This is a genomic window from Marinobacter denitrificans (assembly GCF_008795955.1).
Classification (GTDB): domain Bacteria; phylum Pseudomonadota; class Gammaproteobacteria; order Pseudomonadales; family Oleiphilaceae; genus Marinobacter; species Marinobacter denitrificans.
This window is the reverse complement of record NZ_VMHN01000001.1, coordinates 478,521-496,653: the sequence shown is the minus strand read 5'-3', so window position 1 is coordinate 496,653 and position 18,133 is coordinate 478,521. Positions and strand designations below refer to the sequence as shown.

Genomic DNA, 18,133 nt, shown 5'->3' with positions numbered 1-18,133 from the left:
TATGTCAGAAGACCCCCTCAAAGCCCTGTCCGACATGGCGAGCGACGCTCACGCCCGGATACAGGCGACACACCAGCACATCAACCCGGTGGTGGAAGTGCGCCGTGGCATGCGTGACGCCGGTATACCTGCGGATGTGATGACCATCGACTGTCTGCGGACCCGTCGGCGCATAACGCTCATCCTGCATGATGAGCAGCCGGGCCTGTTGCTCTACCAGTTTGTGACCATCGACGACGAGGTGGGCGACGATTTCAAACAGATGGCGTTTTCCGACGTCGATGCAGGAACGCTGTTTGACTGGATTGAGAACTACTTTGGCTGAGTTGGTCGCGTTTGCTTTTACTGCTTGAAGAACCTGGGATTGCGCTTGATAAATGAGTCGATCCAGCGCTCCAGGAACGATTTCTGCTCCGGATTTTTGAGATAACGCCAACCCAACACTGAAATTATCAGGGCACCGACGGCATCGACGACCAGATCCCACATGGTGTCTGTGAGCCCCGATGGATCACCCAGCATGGGTTTTTGCATGTTCATGCCGAATACGGAATCCATGGTGAATTCGAAAATCTCCCACAGTGCACCCACACCCAAAGCAAACATGAACGCGAAGAAGGACACGAACCCGGGTTTCATGTGTACATGGATCTTCTCGGTTTCGTTCATGATGTGGACCAGCAGGAAACCGAGAATACCCAGCAAGAACCCGGACATGGTGTGCAAGGCCATGTCCCACCACCAGAACCGGGTGTAGTAATCCCGTATCTCGCCCAGAAACAGAGAGGCAAAAACGAAGCCGATGGCAGCAAGCTGCAACTCTGGCGGAATGTGAATCCGGAACCGGCGCTCGAACAACACCGGGAAAAAAGTGATGGCAATAATCATTGCTGTCAGGAACGCTGTAAACCAGCGTTGACTCCATACCGCGAATACCGTTTCAGCGAGCAGGATCAGCTGCAATGCAATGGTGATTCTTTGATGGGTGATGCGAATACGCATGGGTTTCAGTCTTTATTCTCAATGGGACTGAACAGTGAAGCAAAAACCCTGTGGCCCCGTCCAGAGCGATGGCACGGGAGCAGGGGCTGGTGTAGTCTTTTGGTCAGACTGCTGCTAACAGCCCCCACTTCGAGGATACAACAGGTATGCCCACACAAACGGTCTGGATTACCGGAGCCTCTTCCGGTATCGGCGAGGCGCTTGCCCTGAAATACGCCCAGGCTGGGGCGCGCCTTGTTCTTTCTGCCCGCCGGGAAGAGGAGTTGGAGCGTGTTGCCGTGCGTTGCCGTGATGCGGGGCTTGCAACGGATCAGGTGCTGGTGCTGCCGCTGGACGTGACCGACTGGGAGTCGCTGTCTGGAAAGGTCCAGACGGTACTTGATACGTTCGGCACTATTGATCTGCTGGTGAACAACGCGGGTGTCTCCCAGCGCTCCCTGTGCAAAGACACCGATATGTCTGTCTATCAGAAACTGATGGACGTGGACGTGATGGGCCAGATTGCGCTGACCAAAGCAGTGCTGCCCCACATGCTGGAGCGCGGCGATGGGCATCTTGCGGTAACCTCCAGTGTTGCCGGTAAGGTCGGCGCCCCCCTGCGCACCGGTTACTGCGCCGCCAAGCACGCTGTGATGGGGTTCTTCGATGCGTTACGGGCGGAAGTGGAAGGCCAGGGTGTAAGCGTGTCGACGATCACCCCCGGTTTTATCCGCACCGATATTGCCCGCAACGCCCTCTCCGGTGATGGCTCGGCCTATGGCAAGGAAGACGAGGATATTGCCGGCGGCATGGATGTCACTGAATGCGCTGAGGTGGTGTTCAAAGGCCTCAAGGCGAAGAAACGCGAGATTCCTGTGGGCAAGGGCAAGGAAATGGCTGCGCTCTGGATCAAGCGGATCTCGCCGGAGGCACTGTTCCGCATGGCCAGGGTGCGATCCTGATGCTTTAAGAGGCATGAGGGGGCGAGATGAACTATTCAGAGTGTGTAGCGGAGACCTGGCGCCACGTGCCGCTGGATAACGCTGCGCAGGATTATTCGAAGCTGGTGCACTACGCGACGCTGGCGGCGTCGAGTCACAACACGCAGCCGTGGATTTTCCAACCGGAAAAGAACCGGATCCGGATTCTTCCGGATCTTTCCCGTCGCTGTCCTGCGGTGGATCCCGACGACCATCACCTTTACGCGAGCCTGGGCTGTGCCGCTGAAAACCTGCTGCTGGCAGCAGAGGCGGCGGGGCTGCAAGGACACTGTAGCTATGACGCTTCAACCACGGGCGTAGCTATTGAGTTCGAGGAAACCACCCCCTTCAGGTCACCGCTGTTCGACGCCATTATCACAAGGCAGTGTAGCCGGGTTGAATACGATGGCTCTCCACTCTCTGCCGATCATCTGCAACTGCTGGAGACGGCGGGGCAGGGTAGCGGTGTCTCGATTATGCTGTTCACTGATGAGGGCCATAAAGAACAGATAGCCCGATACGTGGCGGAGGGGAACACGGCGCAATTTCGCGACATTGCCTGGGCCCGGGAGCTGAAATCCTGGATTCGATTTAACGGGCGGGAGGCAGTAAGTAGCGGGGATGGCCTTTATGGACCGGCCATGGGCAATCCCGATGTGCCCCGCTGGCTTGGGTCGCTGGCGATGCAATTCGGCTTTTCTGCCAGGAAGCAGAACCAGAAAGATTTCCGGCACATACGGAGTTCCTCGGCTATTGCGGTGCTGGTCTCCGATATCGATGATAAAACCCACTGGATCGAGGCGGGCCGGTGCTATGAGCGGCTAGCCCTGCAGGCAGCAGCATTGAATCTGAAAACGGCCTTCATCAACCAGCCCGTTGAGGTTGCTTCACTGCGGGAGGAGTTCGCCGATTTTCTGGGGGTGGGGAATCGACGGCCGGACTTTATAGTGAGAATTGGTCATGGGCGTGAAGCGCCACGATCAGTACGGCGGCCGGTGGCAGAGGTAGTCCGGGGATAGCCATGGCGCGCACCGCGGTGAAAGCTCTGGGGCGAGCTGTTTTCTTTTCAGGAGTAACCCTCTCCAGCCAAGGTGTCGTTGCAGAGCCCGAGGCAGGCCACTGTATTGCCAGCAATGTTCAGCCGGAGTCGATTGACCTTGACCAGCCCCGGGACCAGTTGGCTCGCCAGAGCGATATGGTTATCCCGGAGGGAGCCCGTATCGCCCGGATTCGTATTGTTCGCCGGCCCATTTTTGATCTCAGTGACCCGGAGCAGGACAATTTTCTCTACCGCACCCTCAACGCTCTTAATACGCCCACCTGGGAGTCGGCTCTTCGTGCCCAGTTGGTGTTCAGCGAGGGGGACCTCTACGCCCCGGGTCTGATCGCCGAGTCCGAACGTGTTCTCCGTCAGCGTGAGTACCTGACCGCGGCCTGGGTCGGTGTCACCCGGGTCTGCGGGGATGAGGTGGAGGTCAGTGTTCTGGCGCGGGATACCTGGACGTTGTTTCCTTCGGTGGGAGGGTCACGTTCCGGGGGCGAGAACACCACCAACACCGGCCTTTCCGACCCGAACTTTCTTGGCTCCGGCAAGAGCGTGGGCGTGGCCTACACGAAGGACCCGGACCGTACCGAAACCAGCATAAATTATGATGACCCCAATGTTTTGGGCTCCCATTGGCAGACGGGGTTTTCCTACGATAAACGCAGCGATGGCCGCGGCCGCAGTGCTTACCTCGAACGTCCTTTCTATAGCGAGCGGGCGGACTGGCGGTTTGGGCTCAATGGCGAGGACGACGTGCGGGAAGAGTCCCGTTTCGTGGGTGCCGAGGCCATTGCCGATTATCGCCGTAGCCAGGAATTTATGAGTATTGATGTCGGGTGGCGGCTGGCGGAGCGGGATGAGCGCCAATGGCGACTGCTTGCTGGCTACCGTTACGATGCTCTGGAATTTGAGCGGCTGCCGGATGAACCTGAGCTCGACCTGCTGCCTGAAAACCGCACCTTGAGCTATCCCTGGGTCGGTTTCGACTACCGCGAAAATCGCTTCCGGGAGATGACGAATCTCACCCAGTTGCAGCGGGTTGAAGACGTCCGGGATGGGATTGTGTGGCGAACAGAACTCGGTTATTCGTCTCCCGGTCTCGGGGCCACCGAGGACCGTGTGGTACTGAATATGGAGTTCCAGGATGCGCTGCTGGCAACGGAAACCAATTACGCCCGTTACGAGCTGAGCCAGAGCGGTAACTACCGGCTGGATGAAAACCGCATTGAGAATCTTCAGGGGACACTTAATCTGGAATACTTTCACGGCGGTTCCGTACCTTGGAACAGCTGGTATACCACTTTGTCTTTAACGGCAGCCCATAATCTGACTGCAGATGAGCAGCTTCTGATAGGCGGTGACACTGGCCTTCGTGGTTATCCGAGCGATTACCAGCAAGGTAACCGGCGAGCGCTGTGGACGCTGGAGCGCCGCTATTTTCCTGACTGGCACCCGTTCAAGCTGTTTCGTCTCGGTGGCGTGTTGTTCACTGATGTAGGGCGAGCCTGGTTCGATGACGGACGCAACAATGGCCCGGACAGCGGCGTGCTGAAAGACGTGGGATTCGGCCTGAGGCTGGCCTCAAGCCGAATCGAAGTGCAGCGGATGCTGCACCTGGACTTTGCTTTTCCACTGGATGGGGACGACAGCATTGACCAGGTGCAGGTGTTGCTGCGGGGTCGAACCCGGTTCTAGGCGACGATGAACGTTACTTGATCCATTTGTCGCCCCAATGGGTGATGTCGTGCTGTTGCTGCATTTGCAGCGAACGTGCACCGGCAGCGGGTTCGGCGTCTTCTGCAGCTGCAATTTCCTCGTCGATCACCCGGGTTGAGAGTGATAACCAGCTTGTGACGAAGGCGGCCGCATCGCCGTTGATTTCCAGTGCCAGTTCGTCGACGTTGGTGATGTCGTCACAGGAGGAATGGTAACAGGGGTCAAAGGCAACGCCCGCCTCGCCACCAAACTTGGCAGCCTGTTCTTCGGTTTTCAGCTCCTCGGCGCCGGTAAACAGGCCGCCGAAGGCGATGCCGTCTTCAAAGAACTGCGCATAATCGGAGCGGAAACTTATTTGCGTGCCCTCCGCTGCAATTTCCCTCAGGTCGAAGTATTTCTCGAACAGCGCCTCTGTGGCGGCCGATCCCGGAGGGCCGGCAAGATCGAAGTCGGAACCATCGCCATCGTAGATAAAGTTGCCAAAGTTAGGCGAACCAATCATGTCGTAGTTCAGGTAGACCTTGATCCTGTCCTTCTCTTCCTGAGACAGGCTGTTGACGTAGAAGGTTGAACCCACAAGGCCGGCTTCTTCCGCGCCCCACCAGGCAAAGCGGACCTGGTTGCGGGGGTGGGCCCGTTTCATTTGCAGGGCCAGTTCCAGCAACGCGGCACTGCCGGAGCCATTGTCGTTAATGCCGGCAGCTTCGTAGACGGAATCCAGATGGGCGCCGGTCATCACCACGTTGTCCGGGTTGCCCCGGTTGGTTTCAGCGATGACATTGACAGTTTCGGTCTGTTCTCTCACTACGTCAGTTACCACCCTGAGCTCAAGGTCTGGCTGGTCTACCCAGGCAGCGCCAATGTCGTAGGTGGTGAACACAACGGGAATACCACCAGCATAGTCGTCGCCCAAAGTGGCGTTGATCAGGCCCATGTTGTCGTCAGTATTGCCCTGATTAAAGATCACCACGCCCACAGCGCCGGCATTGGCAGCATTGGTCGCTTTCTGCCCGAAGGCACAGGCTCCCCGCTGGATGACCGCTATGGATCCGGCCGGGAAGTCGGCGAAATCTTCGGGTTCGCAGCCACTGGTGGAGGTGTTGTCCGGGCCGAGCTGGACATCAACAGCGACGGCCGTGCCTGAGACATCGCCCGGCTCGGTCTGGGACAGGTAGGTGAATTCTTCCTCCCACACATAGTCGGTCGGCGTTGGCGCAGTGACTTGTAGAATGCCATCCCCGGCCGGGTAGAAAGTATTGAACGGGAACGACTGGATGGTGACATCGTACCCTGCGCTCTCGAGGGTGTTCTTGACGTAATCAACCGAGGCCTGGTAGCCGGGCAGGCCGGCAGCGCGATTGCCATCATTGGCTTTGGCTATTGCGTAAAACATGTCCAGGTGATACTGGATATTGCTCGCCTGCATACAGCGGGGCAGACCGAATGGCGTACTGTTCAGGATGCCAAACCGACACTCGAAGGGACTGATGTGTTCGGGACTCCAGAAATCGTTGAGTAAATCACCGGTGGATTTCTGGCCTGGCGCGGCCTGAGCGGTTATTGCAAACAAAAGAGATCCCAAAGCCAGGGTGTGGCTTGCGGTGCTGAGTTTCATTGGTATTCTCCATTCCTGGGAGTTTGTTGTTGGAGCCGCTTGTGGCGGTCTTTCAGCGCAGCGATGCCCGAATAGGTGGTAAACAGGCATCTGGGGTATCACTACGTCCTTCGATACCACTTAGGAAGACTAGTCGTGGATATTCGCTCCATCCACATGCAGAACATTACAAAGTGTTATTTTTTCAAATAGGCCACGATGGCCGCAGGGAACAACTACCATGCCGGTTTCTGCACACTATGCACTTACTGTACTGATCTGGGGGCTTACCTGGACCGCTATTCGCCTGCAGGTAGAGTCGGCACCGGTGGATATCTCGGTGTTCTACCGTTTCCTCCTGGCTTCAGTGGTGACCCTTGTAGTGCTTGTGTTGCTGCGGCGCCTGCAGAAGCTGGACCTGAAACAACATGGCTGGCTGGTGCTTCAGGGGCTTACTCTTTACAGCGTGAACTTCCTGCTGATTTATCGTGCTGCTGAGTCCATGACCAGTGGCCTGCTGGCGGTAGTGTTCTCGCTGGCGGCGCTGTTCAACGCGGTGAACGGATGGCTGTGGCTGGGGCTGCGGCCTACGGCGCGGCTTTACCCGGCCGTGGCCCTGGGCATTACCGGCGTGGCATTACTGTTCTGGCATGACCTGCAGTTGGGTAACGCCACCGGTGCGAGCATTCTGTTTGCCGTCGCCGGTACGTTCTGGTTCTCCATGGGTAACCTGGTGAGCATCAAGGTGCGAATGGCGGAGATTCCCCTGCTGGTCGCCAACGCCTGGGCCATGGTCTATGGGGCGTTAATCCTGGGGCTCTGGTGCCTGATTCAGGGGGTGGGGTGGGTGCTGCCTTCAGCGGCCACCTTCTGGGGTGCAACCGTATTCCTCGCCGTCCCCGGCTCCATTATTGCCTTCTACTCCTACATTACTGTGATCCAGACCTTGGGCGCAGAAAAGGCGGGCTATGCAACGGTGCTTTTCCCGATAGTGGCCTTGAGTGTTTCCACGTGGCTGGAGGGATTCGAATGGACCATTACTGCGGTTTTGGGAGCCATGCTGGCGATCCTTGGAAACTATGTGCTGTTTCGCCGACCCGCCCAGAAATCCTAGTGTCTGCTGTATACTGTTAACGAAAACGTTTTAGGGAAAATGGACGTGCCCAATGACAAACAGAGTTGATATCCATTACTGCACAGGGTGCCGCTGGCTGCTTCGCTCGGCGTGGATGGCACAGGAGCTGCTGACCACCTTTGAAGGCGAACTGGATTCGCTGGCCCTGCATCCGGGAAGCGGCGGCATTTTCGAGGTGTGGGTTAACGGCAAGCGCATCTGGTCCCGCAAGGAACAACAGGGTTTTCCGGAGATCAAGGTACTCAAGCAGCTGGTGCGGGATGAAATCGACCCTGAACGTTCCCTCGGTCACGTGGATCGTTGAAGCCCGGGACAAGTAACTCTGCCCGGGCACTGGCTTTATGCCCTCAGAAGGAATGCCCGAGCAATCCCAGCACTCCCAGAACGATCAGGTAGCCTGCCACGATGTAGTTGAGCAGCTTTGGAAATACCAGTATGGCAATGCCCGCACCAAGGCTGATGAGAGGTGCAAGTTCAAGGTGAAGTGTCATACGACTGGTCTCCTGTAGTGATTATTTTCTGACGAACGCCAGGAATCCACCCGCAACAACGGCTGCGGCGCCACCAATCAGGTACCACATGGTTTCATCCGTAAAGCGGCCGGTGAATGCCTCTGTTATCTGGTCGCCGGCTGACTGTGTGGATTGATAGCCGAAGTAGAGCAGAGCAATGCCTACCACCAGAAGAACCAGGCCAATGACTTTCGTGCTTCCCATTCCAATTTCCTTGTGAGCGCGCTTGTGGAACCATATTCAGGGCCTCTGGGGCCCCGGAAGTTTCCAGTGTAGCAGCTGAAACCGCGCAGAGTATGTTTGTAACAGCTGCTAGTGTTGACCGGCCTGTCGACGGAAGCCGGCCAGCAGTGCCATACCCGCAGCCATAATCAGAAATGAGGAAGGTTCCGGAACAGAAGCCGCTGAATGCCTGAAGGAGAAATCATCAATAGCGAAGTTGCTTCCCCGGGCGGAGTCCCGATTGTTGACGTCCGATCCGAACGCACTGAATACCAAAGTGTCGATGCCAATGAAATCAAAGTCGAACCATCGAGCATCGAGTGTATTTACACCAACAGTCTGATTATGGGTTAACTGGCCACTCTGATAACCCTTCACGTTCACGGAAAGATTGTCATGAAACGCTGCGGTAAGATTTACACCGTAGAAATCAAATGTGGTGGCGCTGGATATGGTGGCGTTCTCGCCGGAAAAGTTATAGGCAGACCAGCCGCCAGAGGTCACTGAATTGCAATATCCATACTGGCAGGTGCTTTTCGGCATTAATCCCCAGTTGTCCCAGGCAAGTCCACCGTAACCGTTCTCTATTTCACCGGGAGAGAGGTTTTCAAAATCGAGCACAGTTGCCTGCGCGAAATAAGGTGAGAGGAGTAGTGCCGCACTGCAAGCTATCCGGCCAAGTTTATTCATCATTCTTTCCTTTTTGTTTGTAAAGTTTTGTTTCGCATTGTAATTCATTGCCGCGGCGGATTTCCGTGTGTGAATCACAGAATGAAATCCGGGGTCCGCTATCCCAAGAACGTGTCTGTCCGCTAGAATTGTGCGCAATCGACTTACTGACCAATCAAAACCGGGAAGCCCATACGATGAGCAATGACGAACTGAGCCAGATCCTCGAAATGAATGGTGAGGAGCGATACGACTACTTCCTGGGGCTGGTTGGTGAAGAGCGGGAAATCTGGATTCTGGTAAATACGGAAAATCGCTTTCTGAAAATCGAATCAGAAGACGGGGCTATTGCTCATCTGCCGGTTTGGCCCAGTGCAGCCTTTGCGGCTGAGTACGCGAAAGCCTCCGGTGACCTCTCTCCGAAAAGTATTTCCCTGCCCGACTTTTTCAAAAAATGGGTGCCCGGCCTGACCCGGGACGGACTGGAAGTTGGAGTGTTTCCCGGGCTTGACGACACCCTGTGGATAACAGAACCGGAGGAGCTGAAGCGCGATCTTCAGGATGAGATGTCAAGCTTCTGAAGAAGGGGAAAAGGGCTTGGAAGTATTACTCATCATCCTGGTTTTTGCCGTTGCGGTACTTGTTCCTGTCGGTTCGGTCCTCGGCTTCCTCGCCTTTCGCCGGCATGGCGATCAGGCGGCTCGCATGTCGTCGATGGAGCGTGAACTCTCAGCGCTGCGGGAGGAAGTCGCCGGGGTCAGACGCCAGATGGCGCAGGGGGATCAGCCCCTCACACTGGAGCTGGACGAGCCCGAAGCGCCCGCGGCAACCGCGCAGCCTCTGACGGAACGCCGATCGGCCCCGGAAACGTCATCGACGGATGGTTGGGCGGCTTCGGCCCGTCCGACAGCCAGTGATCGACTGGGTGTGAGCACGTCTTCCCGTCTGGCCCAGGCTCTGAAAGAGAACTGGATGGTATGGCTTGGTGGCCTGAGTGTGGCCCTGGCAGGAATATTCATGGTCAGCCATTCCATAAATGCCGGGCTTATCGGCCCTATACTGCAACTGGTCATGGCTGTGGCAAGTGGCATCGCGTTGCATGCCGGGGCCGAATATCTGCGCCGCCGTAACCAGGGGGCGGATCAGGTATTCGCTGCCCTGGCAGGTGGGGGCAGTATTACGCTCTATGCAGCGTTGCTGGCCGGTGTACACCACTATGGACTGGTTACCCCAGCGATGGGGCTGGCGGGCCTGGCGTTGGTATCGCTGGCCACCATGGTGTTGGCACTGGTTCACGGCCCTTTGCTGGCAGTCATGGGGTTGAGCGGCGCCTACCTGGTGCCTTTGCTGATCGGTGGCGATGACGGCAGCGTGGCGTTCGTGCTGTCTTACAGTTTCCTGATTACCCTCAGTTCGCTGCTGTTGATGCGCTACGTGTACCGTGACTGGCTGTGGTACGCGACCCTGAGTGGTGCGCTTTTATGGTGGCTGATTACCGCGTCCTCCGCCGCTATCAGCGCGGCTTCCGCCTGGTATATCGCTGGTTTGTTTCTGGCCTTTGCGGTCCTGCCGGGCTTCGTAAAAGCAGATGCACCACGGGTGCGGGAGCTTCTGGTATCGTTGCTGGTTGTCTGGGGCATCTCGATGGTTGATCAGCAGGTAGCCAGCCCGCTGTTCTGGAGCTGGCTGCTGATCCTGCCAGTGGCCGCACTGGTGCCCCAGAGCCGTGGGGCCCTCTGGTTTCTTCCCTGGGGCGCGGTACTGGTCAATGCGGCTGGCTGGCTGGGTTACAGCGCTCGCCATAATGCAGACACGCTATACCTCACGCAGATGCCGCTGGAGCATCAGGGCCACTTCCTTTCCTATCTGGTTGCTGCAGCCATCATCACTCTTGGTCTTGGGTTGTGGCACTGGGTCCGCCAAAGCGATCAGCGGCGATGGGCATCATTAACGTTTCTGTCGCCACTGGTTTGGCTGGTTCTGGGCTGGTTGCTGCTTCACGGCTACCAAACGTCTTTCAGCTGGTCGGTGGCGATGCTGTTGATCGGCGGTGGGTACGGCGTTCTGGCGTGGAAACTGGAAGGGCTTGAGCGTTATCGGGGAGGCGTTGTCTGGGCCGTGCTGGCGGCACACATCAGCTACTCCCTGGCGGCCGTTATGCTGTTCCGGGAAGGGTCTCTGACACTGGCGCTCTCTGTCCAGTTCGTCACTCTGACCTGGCTGGCACGCCGTTATGAGATGCCGGAACTGTACCTGCTGTTGAAAATCGCGCTGGCCCTGGTGGTTGCGCGGCTGACCTTCAATCCATGGTTGCAGGACTACGACACCACGGTGCACTGGCCCCTGTGGACCTATGGCGGAGCCGCCCTGTTTGCCGGCATCGCTACCTGGATGGCCGGCAGGAACAGGGGCATCCGTCCGTGGCTTGAAGGGGCAACATTGCACTTGCTGGTGTTGTTCCTGGGCGCGGAAATGCGCTACTGGCTCTATGATGGCGATATATTTGCCCGTGAGTACAGTTTCACCGAGGCAACCATCAACACCTTGCTCTGGGGTGCGCTGAGCGTGACCTACATGGTGCGCGCAGGGGCAAGCCAGTCACTGGGCTGGCTCTACCGGTTGTTTTCGTGGATTCTGCTCAGCCTCTCCACGCTGAGTTATCTCACTCTCGTTACTGTGCTCAATCCCTGGTGGGGGGGCAGCGCCATTGGTGATACGGCGATATTCAATATGCTGTTACCTGCCTTTGGCGGGCCGGTGTTGCTGGCGCTGCTCGCAAGTCGCTTTCCCCGGCTTGCGCCCCGTTTCTGGTCCCTGTGCGGGGCGGCCGCATGCATACTGCTGTTTACTGCACTGGAAATCCGTCAGCTGTGGCAGGGAAGTGAAATGGCGTTGACTTATGGTGTTTCAGAGGGTGAGCTGTACAGCTATTCGGTAGTGGGTATGCTGTACGCCATTGTCGCCATACTTCATGCCACAAGGCGCGACAATGCAGTGCTCTATAAGGCCGGCATGGCCTTGCTGGGAATAGTGATTGGCAAGATATTCCTGATCGACATGGCCGGGCTACAGGGCCTCTGGCGAGTGGCTGCGTTCATGGGGCTGGGGCTGGCGTTGTTGGGCCTCGCCTGGATGTACCGAAAAGCACAACGCGTGCCCGGGAGTGGCTAGTTCATGCAGAAGGTGGCAAAGTTCGCCACCTAAAAATTCAACTTCAGCAAGAGGACAATCCGGTGACGGACCTTGTAAATTATCAATTGGAAGATGGCGTTGCCACGATCACTATCAGCAACGGCAAGGCAAACGCGCTGAGCCACGAAGTATTTGAAGCGCTCAATCACGCTCTTGACCGGGCCGAGGAAGACAAGGCAGTGGTGATCCTGACAGGGCAGCCCGGTATTCTTTCCGGCGGCTACGACCTGAAGGAAATGCAGAAGGGGCCGAAGGAAGCCTCCGCGCTGGTCACGGTGGGTTCCCGCTTCACCCGTCGCCTGGCAGCCTTCCCGCTGCCGATAATCGGTGCCTGCAGTGGCCACGCCATTGCCAAGGGCGCGTTCATTCTCCTGTCGGTGGATTACCGCATTGGTATCGAGGGTGATTTCAAGCTGGGCCTGAACGAGGTGGCCATCGGCATGACCATGCACCATGCCGGTATCGAAATTGCGCGGCATCGCCTGTCGCCGTCCCATTTTTACCGTTCCGTGATCAACGCGGAAATTTTTAGCCCCAAAGGAGCCATTGAAGCCGGTTTCCTGGATGAGGTGGTTGCGCCGGAGCAGCTTAAGGAAAGGGCGAATGATGTGGCCCAGCAGTTCCGGAAGCTGAACATGAAGGCTCACGAGCAGACCAAGCGTAAGGCCAAGGCTGCGTATCTCGAGCTGCTGGATGATTGTATCCTTAAGGATGCAGAACACCTGGGATTGATGAGCTGAACAGAATGGGCCGTATGGTGCGGCCTATCACCCGAGCGATGAAGGAGCAACGTCGTGTCAGAGTCCGAGCAGTTCGCCAGCGATAACTACAGCGGGGTGTGCCCACAAGCCTGGAAGGCGATGGCCGAGGCGAATTGTTCCGATGAGCCGGCCTACGGCGAGGACCGCTGGACACAGCGGGCGGCGGATGATCTTCGAACTCTGTTTGACACGGATTGCGATGTCTACTTTGTGTTCAATGGCACCGCCGCCAACTCGCTTGCCCTGGCCTCCATCGGCCAGTCCTTTCACAGTGTTATCTGCCATGAGCTCGCGCACATAGAGACCGATGAATGTGGTGGCCCCGAGTACGCCTCAAACGGCGCTAAGTTACTGTTAGGGCAGGGCGCCGACGGCAAACTCACACCGCAAAGCATTGAGCATCTGGTCACCAAGCGCAGCGATATCCACTATCCCAAACCCAAGGCCCTGAGCCTGACCCAGGCCACCGAGGTGGGCACGGTCTACACCCCCGAGGAGCTGCGGGCCATCCGGGAAGTGGCGGATCGCTACAAGCTGAATATCCATATGGATGGCGCCCGCTTCGCCAACGCAGTGGCAGCGCTGGATGTGCATCCGTCCGAGATCACCTGGAAGGCCGGGGTGGACGTGTTGTGCTTCTCGGGCACCAAGAATGGCCTGGCGATGGGTGAGGCAGTGGTGTTCTTCAATCACGAACTGGCCGAAGACTTCGAGTGGCGCTGTAAACAGGCTGGGCAGCTGGCCTCCAAGATGCGATACATTTCTGCACCCTGGTGCGGGCTGCTGGAAGGGGATGTATGGCTGCAGAATGCCCGCCACGCCAACGCGTGTGCAGAACGGCTTGAGAAGGGACTTCAGGGGCTGCCGGGTATCAGGCTTCGTTATCCCAGGCAGGTGAATGGTGTTTTCGTGGAGATGCCGGAGCCGGTGCAGGCCGCTTTGCGGGCGAAGGGGTGGAATTTCTACAACTTCATTGGTGGCAGCGCCCGTCTGATGTGTTCATGGTCGACCAGCTCGGAGCAGGTGGATCGTTTTCTTGCAGACGTGCGTGCACTGGTGGCCTGAGTCCGCTTGCTGGCTATCGCCAGAGAGCCGGCTTCGTGGTATATCAGCATCGTATTTGTCCCATTTTATATACTGGAAGCAGTAGCAATGCCAAAAGCAGGTGAAATCAAGAAGAATTCCGCAGTTGAATACGAGGGTGGCGTTTACTTCGTCAAGGACATCGAGCGGTCAGTGCCCCAGGGAAGAGCCGGCGGCAGTCTTTATCGCATGCGGCTTTACGACGTAGTGACCGGTTACAAGATCGACCAGACGTTCAAGGATTCCGACATGCTGAATCTGGCTGACCTGGTCCGCAGGCCGGCCACGTTCTCCTATTCAGACGGCGAAGAATACGTCTTCATGGATACCGAAGACTTCACCCAGTACAGCCTGAATGGCGAGGCCATTGCTGATGAGTTGCTGTTCATCAACGAGGATACTCAGGGCTTGATGGTTATTCTTGTAAGCGATGCGCCCGTGGCGCTGGATTTGCCCCCGACGGTGGACCTTGTCATTGAGGAAACCGATCCCTCCGTCAAAGGCGGATCTGCAACGGCACGGACCAAACCTGCCAGGCTAACCACGGGCCTTGTTATTCAGGTGCCGGAACATATTTCCACAGGCGACCGGATCAAAATCAATGTGGAAGAGCGCCGGTTCTTGGGCCGGGCCTGAGGGTACGGATCAGCGCAACGAGTGAAGAAACTGTCGGTGTTGTCGCAGCGCGCTGTCTATGCCGGCAGCTCTGAGGCGAACCGTCTGCCCAGGCATGCACTGGGCCAGGAGGCTGGCGGCCAACGGTGTGAGATTGCCCAGGCGCGGGTAGCCGCCAATGGTCTGCCGGTCGTTCAGCAGGGCGATTGGCTGGCCATCCGGTGGTACCTGAACGGCGCCCAGTGAAATCCCTTCCGACACCAGTGAGCTGATAGTGCACTGGAGTCTGGGGCCGGTCAGGCGTACGCCCATACGGTCTGCACGCTGGTCCACCTCCCATTCGGAATTGAACGCATCAAACAGGCTTCTGCCAGTAAAGGCCGCTATCTGGGCACCCGGAAGCAGGTTCAGTGTGGTTGTCTGCCGGTAATCCCGCTGTTCCGATTCCGGCGCAATCTGATCGGCCGGAATGCTGTCCGCTTCGTTCACAGTGAGTGTATCGCCCTCACGCAGGCTGGTTCCCTGCCCGTCAAATCCGCCGAGCTGTTCCCTTACCACGCAGGCGGCGCTTCCCATGACAGTCTCACCGCGGAAACCTCCGGCAACCGCCAGATAAGCACGTAAGCCGTTAACCGGCGTGCCAAAAGCAAGCCTGTCCCCCGCACGGATGGCCAATGTTCGCCACATGGGCGCGGCTTGTTGATTGTGCCTGACGCCCAGGTTGGCGCCCGTCAGCGCAATGGTCAGATCCCGCTCCGCCACCAGCTCCAGCCCACCAAAGGTGATTTCCAGCACGGCGGTGCCCCAGGTGTTGCCTGCCAGGCGGTTGGCCCAGGCCCAGGCGTGTAGGTCGGCCGGCCCACCTTGGGTGACGCCCAGATGGCGGACTCCGAAACGGCCGGCATCCTGCAGCAGTGCAAGCGGGCCAGCGCGGGAGACGCGAAATCCTGTGAGGTGACTTTCGCTCATTTCGCCGGGCCCCCGTTTGTGAGTGTGGTCTCGCCACCCTCTGCCTCGAAAGTGTCCTGATTCACCGGCACAAAACGCACGCGGTCGCCGACTCTCAGCAGGCTTAACCCTTCGCGGTTCCTGTCAAATAACCGCGCAGGAGTACGGCCAATGAGGTTCCAGCCGCCAGGCGTCACTACCGGGTAGGCGGCGGTTTGCTGGCCGGCAATGGCCACGCTGCCAGCAGGCACTTTCTGGCGCGGGGTATCCAGGCGTGGACAGGTCAGTGATTGGTCCAGTAGCCCCATAAAGGCAAACCCGGGCGCGAAGCCGAGCGCAAACACGCGATAATCCCGGGCGCTGTGGGCTTCAATGACGGCCTCAACCGAAAGGTCCGACATGTCAGCTACTCGCTGGAGGTCAGGGCCTACCTGCAGGTCGTACCAGGTGGGCAGTTCGTGCAGTTTTCCGCTGGTGCCCGCTTCAGCAGGTGTCAGCGTAGCGAGTATGTCGAGCAGTTGTTTTCTGGCTTCGCAGGGGCTGATGTGAAGCGGATCGAAAACCACCAGCAGCGTGGTGTAGGACGGCACCAGGTCCACCAGGGTGTCGCCGAAGGCGGCCTCGCATTCCTCGGCAAGGGCCGCCAGCCACAGGAGGTTGTTTTCCTCGATGCTGTCGAACAGCCGCACCATCCAGCCGTCAAGGCCGGCCCGCTCGAGGCAGGGTAAGCGTGTCGGTTTCATGCCCGTTCTTGAAGTTGGTTGAGCATCTGGCGGATGGCGCGCACGGACGCCACCGACTCTTCGTTATCGCCGTGGACACACAGGGTGTCCGCAGTCAGGATCAGTTCACTGCCATCGCTGGCGGTCAGTGGTTGTCCCGTGGCGATGCGCTGGGCCTGGTCAAGAATAACGTCAGGATCGTGGTGCACAGCGCCGGGCTGCGTCCGGGAAACCAGCCGGCCGTCGGCGTCGTAGGCACGGTCGGCGAAGGCCTCAAACCATAGCGTGAGGCCTTGCTCTTGGGCCAGTTCACGTATTGAGCTTGTGTCGCGGGTTGCCAGGGTCATCAGCGGAAGCCCTGAGCCATAGGCTTTGATGGCCCGGGCCACGGCGCTGAATATCTCCGGCTTGTGGGTCATGTCGTTGTAAAGCGCGCCGTGGGGTTTCACATAACGGATTTCCGTGCCTTCGGCCCGACACATGGCCGCCAGCGCGCCTACCTGATAGAGCACCAGATTTTCGATTTCCTCCTCTGAAAAAGCCATGGAGCGTCGGCCGAAACCGACCAGATCCGGGTAGGCCGGGTGGGCACCGATGCCCACCGAATGTTCTGCCGCCATGCGAACCGTGCGCCGCATGACATCCGGATCCGAGGCGTGAAATCCGCAGGCTATATTGGCCAGGTGAACATGGGGCATGACATGGTGATCCATCCCCATCACCCAGGGGCCGAAGCTCTCACCCATGTCGGCATTCAGTAGTAAAGGTTTCATGATGCCCTCTCTTTCTTTGCTTTGAAACAGCCTGTTGGCTCAGAAGATGTTCGAGCGTTCGTACTGTTTTGGCCACTCTACGTTTTCGGCTTTCAGAGCCGCTGCGGCGCGAAGCGGCCAGGCCGGGTCCGACAACAGTGCCCGCCCCAGTATCACCAGGTCAGCCTGGCCATTGGCGATAATCGACTCGGCCAGGTCCGGGCTGTGGATCAGGCCAACGGCGCCGGTAGCAATGTCAGCCCGCGTGCGCACCGCTTGCGACAGGGGGACCTGGTACCCCGGATGAATCGGGATTTGCTGGCGCGGATCATTCCCACCTGATGAACAGTCTATCAGGTCGACATCGCCCTGGAACCGCAACAGGGTGGCCAGCCGCACGGTGTCGTCGAGGGTCCAGCCTCCGTCCACCCAGTCGGTGCAGGACAGCCGCAGGAACAGCGGCAGGTCGTCTGGCCATTCCTCCCTCACCACCGCGATGGACTCCTGCAGAAAGCGTATTCGGTTTTCGAAGGTTCCGCCGTACTCATCGGTACGTTGATTGCTCAGCGGCGACAGGAACTGATGAATCAGATAACCGTGGGCGCCGTGCAGTTCCAATGCCTGGAAACCGGCTTCCCGGGCCCGGCGGGTGGCGGACTTCAGGGCCTCCAGCGACTCGTCGATCTGATTCTGGTTCATTGCTTCCGGTACTTGCCATTGGCTGGCATAGGGCAGCGCCGATGCGGACACCAGATCTTCCCAGCCGCCGGTGTCTGCCCGTAACGGGTGAGAACCCTCCCAGGGGCGTCCGACCGATGCCTTGCGACCGGCGTGGCCGAGCTGAATGCCGGGCACTGCGCCCTGGTCTGCCACGTAACTGGCAATGCGTGCGAGCCGGTCACGTTGTTCGTCGTTCCACAGGCCAAGGCAGTTTGGCGTGATCCGCCCACGGGGTTCGATGTGCACCGCTTCGGTAAACACCCAGCCGACACCACCGGCAGCTCGCGCACCCAGGTGAACAAAGTGCCAGTCGTTGGAGAGCCCATTTTCGCCGGAATACTGGCACATCGGAGACAGCATAATGCGGTTGCGGGCCTCCACTGATCGGAAACGGATTGGACGAAACATATGAGGGTTCGGGTCACGCCGAAGGATGCGGCGGGCGTTCTCACCACCGGAACGGGAATCGGTAACAGGTGCGTTGGA

Annotated in this window: 20 protein-coding genes; 11 read left to right on the top strand and 9 right to left on the bottom strand. The window is 58.3% G+C overall.

All coding sequences use genetic code 11. The features are described from left to right. Position 1: 1 nt before the first annotated feature. Positions 2–325: a hypothetical protein gene (locus tag FO268_RS02285; RefSeq protein ID WP_150989024.1), complete on the top strand. Its 324-nt coding sequence runs from the start codon at positions 2–4 to the stop codon at positions 323–325. 17 nt (positions 326–342) lie between these two features. On the opposite strand, the gene FO268_RS02280 is transcribed toward FO268_RS02285, so the two are convergent. After that, positions 343–1,002 (bottom strand): hypothetical protein, encoded by a 660-nt coding sequence (locus FO268_RS02280; protein WP_150989021.1) that lies wholly within the window; start codon positions 1,000–1,002, stop codon positions 343–345. A 146-nt stretch (positions 1,003–1,148) separates the two neighbouring features. Here FO268_RS02280 and FO268_RS02275 point away from each other — a divergent pair, with 146 nt between their 5' ends. Genes FO268_RS02275 through FO268_RS02265 form a run of 3 tightly spaced genes read left to right on the top strand, consistent with a single transcriptional unit; the run spans position 1,149 to position 4,701 of the window. Further along, the gene (locus FO268_RS02275) at positions 1,149–1,943 is read left to right on the top strand and encodes an SDR family oxidoreductase (RefSeq protein WP_150989018.1); all 795 of its coding nucleotides are present in this window, start codon (positions 1,149–1,151) and stop codon (positions 1,941–1,943) included. Positions 1,944–1,969: 26 nt separating this feature from the next. After that, positions 1,970–2,980: an Acg family FMN-binding oxidoreductase gene (locus tag FO268_RS02270; RefSeq protein ID WP_150989015.1), complete on the top strand. Its 1,011-nt coding sequence runs from the start codon at positions 1,970–1,972 to the stop codon at positions 2,978–2,980. A gap of 2 nt (positions 2,981–2,982) precedes the next feature. Beyond that, entirely contained in the window at positions 2,983–4,701 is a 1,719-nt protein-coding gene (locus FO268_RS02265) for a BamA/TamA family outer membrane protein (RefSeq protein WP_150989013.1), read from the top strand. 13 nt (positions 4,702–4,714) lie between these two features. Here the strand turns inward: FO268_RS02265 and FO268_RS02260 are convergent, their stop codons facing one another. After that, positions 4,715–6,337 (bottom strand): M28 family metallopeptidase, encoded by a 1,623-nt coding sequence (locus FO268_RS02260; RefSeq protein WP_150989010.1) that lies wholly within the window; start codon positions 6,335–6,337, stop codon positions 4,715–4,717. A 220-nt stretch (positions 6,338–6,557) separates the two neighbouring features. Between FO268_RS02260 and FO268_RS02255 the strand changes: the two genes are divergently transcribed. Both FO268_RS02255 and FO268_RS02250 read left to right on the top strand, forming a co-directional pair. Continuing rightward, on the top strand, positions 6,558–7,430 hold the full coding sequence (locus tag FO268_RS02255) for a DMT family transporter (RefSeq protein WP_150989007.1): 873 nt from the start codon (positions 6,558–6,560) through the stop codon (positions 7,428–7,430). A 52-nt stretch (positions 7,431–7,482) separates the two neighbouring features. Then, positions 7,483–7,755: a SelT/SelW/SelH family protein gene (locus FO268_RS02250; protein ID WP_150989004.1), complete on the top strand. Its 273-nt coding sequence runs from the start codon at positions 7,483–7,485 to the stop codon at positions 7,753–7,755. A 43-nt stretch (positions 7,756–7,798) separates the two neighbouring features. Here FO268_RS02250 and FO268_RS02245 read toward each other — a convergent pair whose 3' ends face one another. From FO268_RS02245 to FO268_RS02235, 3 genes are all read right to left on the bottom strand, one after another. Further along, entirely contained in the window at positions 7,799–7,942 is a 144-nt protein-coding gene (locus FO268_RS02245; RefSeq protein ID WP_114613847.1) for a DUF3096 domain-containing protein, read from the bottom strand. A 21-nt stretch (positions 7,943–7,963) separates the two neighbouring features. Next, the gene (locus FO268_RS02240) at positions 7,964–8,167 is read right to left on the bottom strand and encodes a DUF3185 family protein (RefSeq protein ID WP_150988999.1); all 204 of its coding nucleotides are present in this window, start codon (positions 8,165–8,167) and stop codon (positions 7,964–7,966) included. Positions 8,168–8,275: 108 nt separating this feature from the next. Further along, positions 8,276–8,923, bottom strand: coding sequence for a PEP-CTERM sorting domain-containing protein (locus FO268_RS02235; protein WP_150988996.1), 648 nt, complete (start codon positions 8,921–8,923; stop codon positions 8,276–8,278). Positions 8,924–9,051: 128 nt separating this feature from the next. Here FO268_RS02235 and FO268_RS02230 point away from each other — a divergent pair, with 128 nt between their 5' ends. From FO268_RS02230 to efpL, 5 genes are all read left to right on the top strand, one after another. After that, a complete protein-coding gene (locus tag FO268_RS02230; protein ID WP_150988993.1) occupies positions 9,052–9,435 on the top strand; it encodes a DUF2750 domain-containing protein in 384 nt (127 codons plus the stop codon). 16 nt (positions 9,436–9,451) lie between these two features. Then, the gene (locus FO268_RS02225) at positions 9,452–12,025 is read left to right on the top strand and encodes a DUF2339 domain-containing protein (RefSeq protein WP_150988990.1); all 2,574 of its coding nucleotides are present in this window, start codon (positions 9,452–9,454) and stop codon (positions 12,023–12,025) included. Between the two features lie 62 nt (positions 12,026–12,087). Beyond that, on the top strand, positions 12,088–12,786 hold the full coding sequence (locus tag FO268_RS02220; protein ID WP_150988987.1) for a crotonase/enoyl-CoA hydratase family protein: 699 nt from the start codon (positions 12,088–12,090) through the stop codon (positions 12,784–12,786). Positions 12,787–12,840: 54 nt separating this feature from the next. Then, on the top strand, positions 12,841–13,872 hold the full coding sequence (locus tag FO268_RS02215; RefSeq protein WP_150988984.1) for a threonine aldolase family protein: 1,032 nt from the start codon (positions 12,841–12,843) through the stop codon (positions 13,870–13,872). Between the two features lie 87 nt (positions 13,873–13,959). Further along, on the top strand, positions 13,960–14,526 hold the full coding sequence (efpL, locus tag FO268_RS02210; RefSeq protein WP_137435321.1) for an elongation factor P-like protein EfpL: 567 nt from the start codon (positions 13,960–13,962) through the stop codon (positions 14,524–14,526). A 9-nt stretch (positions 14,527–14,535) separates the two neighbouring features. Here efpL and FO268_RS02205 read toward each other — a convergent pair whose 3' ends face one another. Genes FO268_RS02205 through FO268_RS02190 form a run of 4 tightly spaced genes read right to left on the bottom strand, consistent with a single transcriptional unit; the run spans position 14,536 to position 18,055 of the window. After that, on the bottom strand, positions 14,536–15,474 hold the full coding sequence (locus FO268_RS02205; protein ID WP_150988981.1) for a 5-oxoprolinase subunit C family protein: 939 nt from the start codon (positions 15,472–15,474) through the stop codon (positions 14,536–14,538). Next, positions 15,471–16,196 carry a 5-oxoprolinase subunit PxpB gene (gene pxpB / locus FO268_RS02200; RefSeq protein WP_150988977.1) on the bottom strand — a complete coding sequence of 242 codons (726 nt, stop codon included), beginning with the start codon at positions 16,194–16,196 and terminating at the stop codon, positions 15,471–15,473. Before pxpB ends, FO268_RS02205 begins: the two co-directional genes overlap by 4 nt. Continuing rightward, positions 16,193–16,948: a 5-oxoprolinase subunit PxpA gene (locus FO268_RS02195; RefSeq protein WP_150988974.1), complete on the bottom strand. Its 756-nt coding sequence runs from the start codon at positions 16,946–16,948 to the stop codon at positions 16,193–16,195. Before FO268_RS02195 ends, pxpB begins: the two co-directional genes overlap by 4 nt. 39 nt (positions 16,949–16,987) lie before the next feature. Beyond that, positions 16,988–18,055: an NADH:flavin oxidoreductase/NADH oxidase gene (locus tag FO268_RS02190; RefSeq protein ID WP_202336555.1), complete on the bottom strand. Its 1,068-nt coding sequence runs from the start codon at positions 18,053–18,055 to the stop codon at positions 16,988–16,990. Between the last annotated feature and the right edge of the window lie 78 nt (positions 18,056–18,133).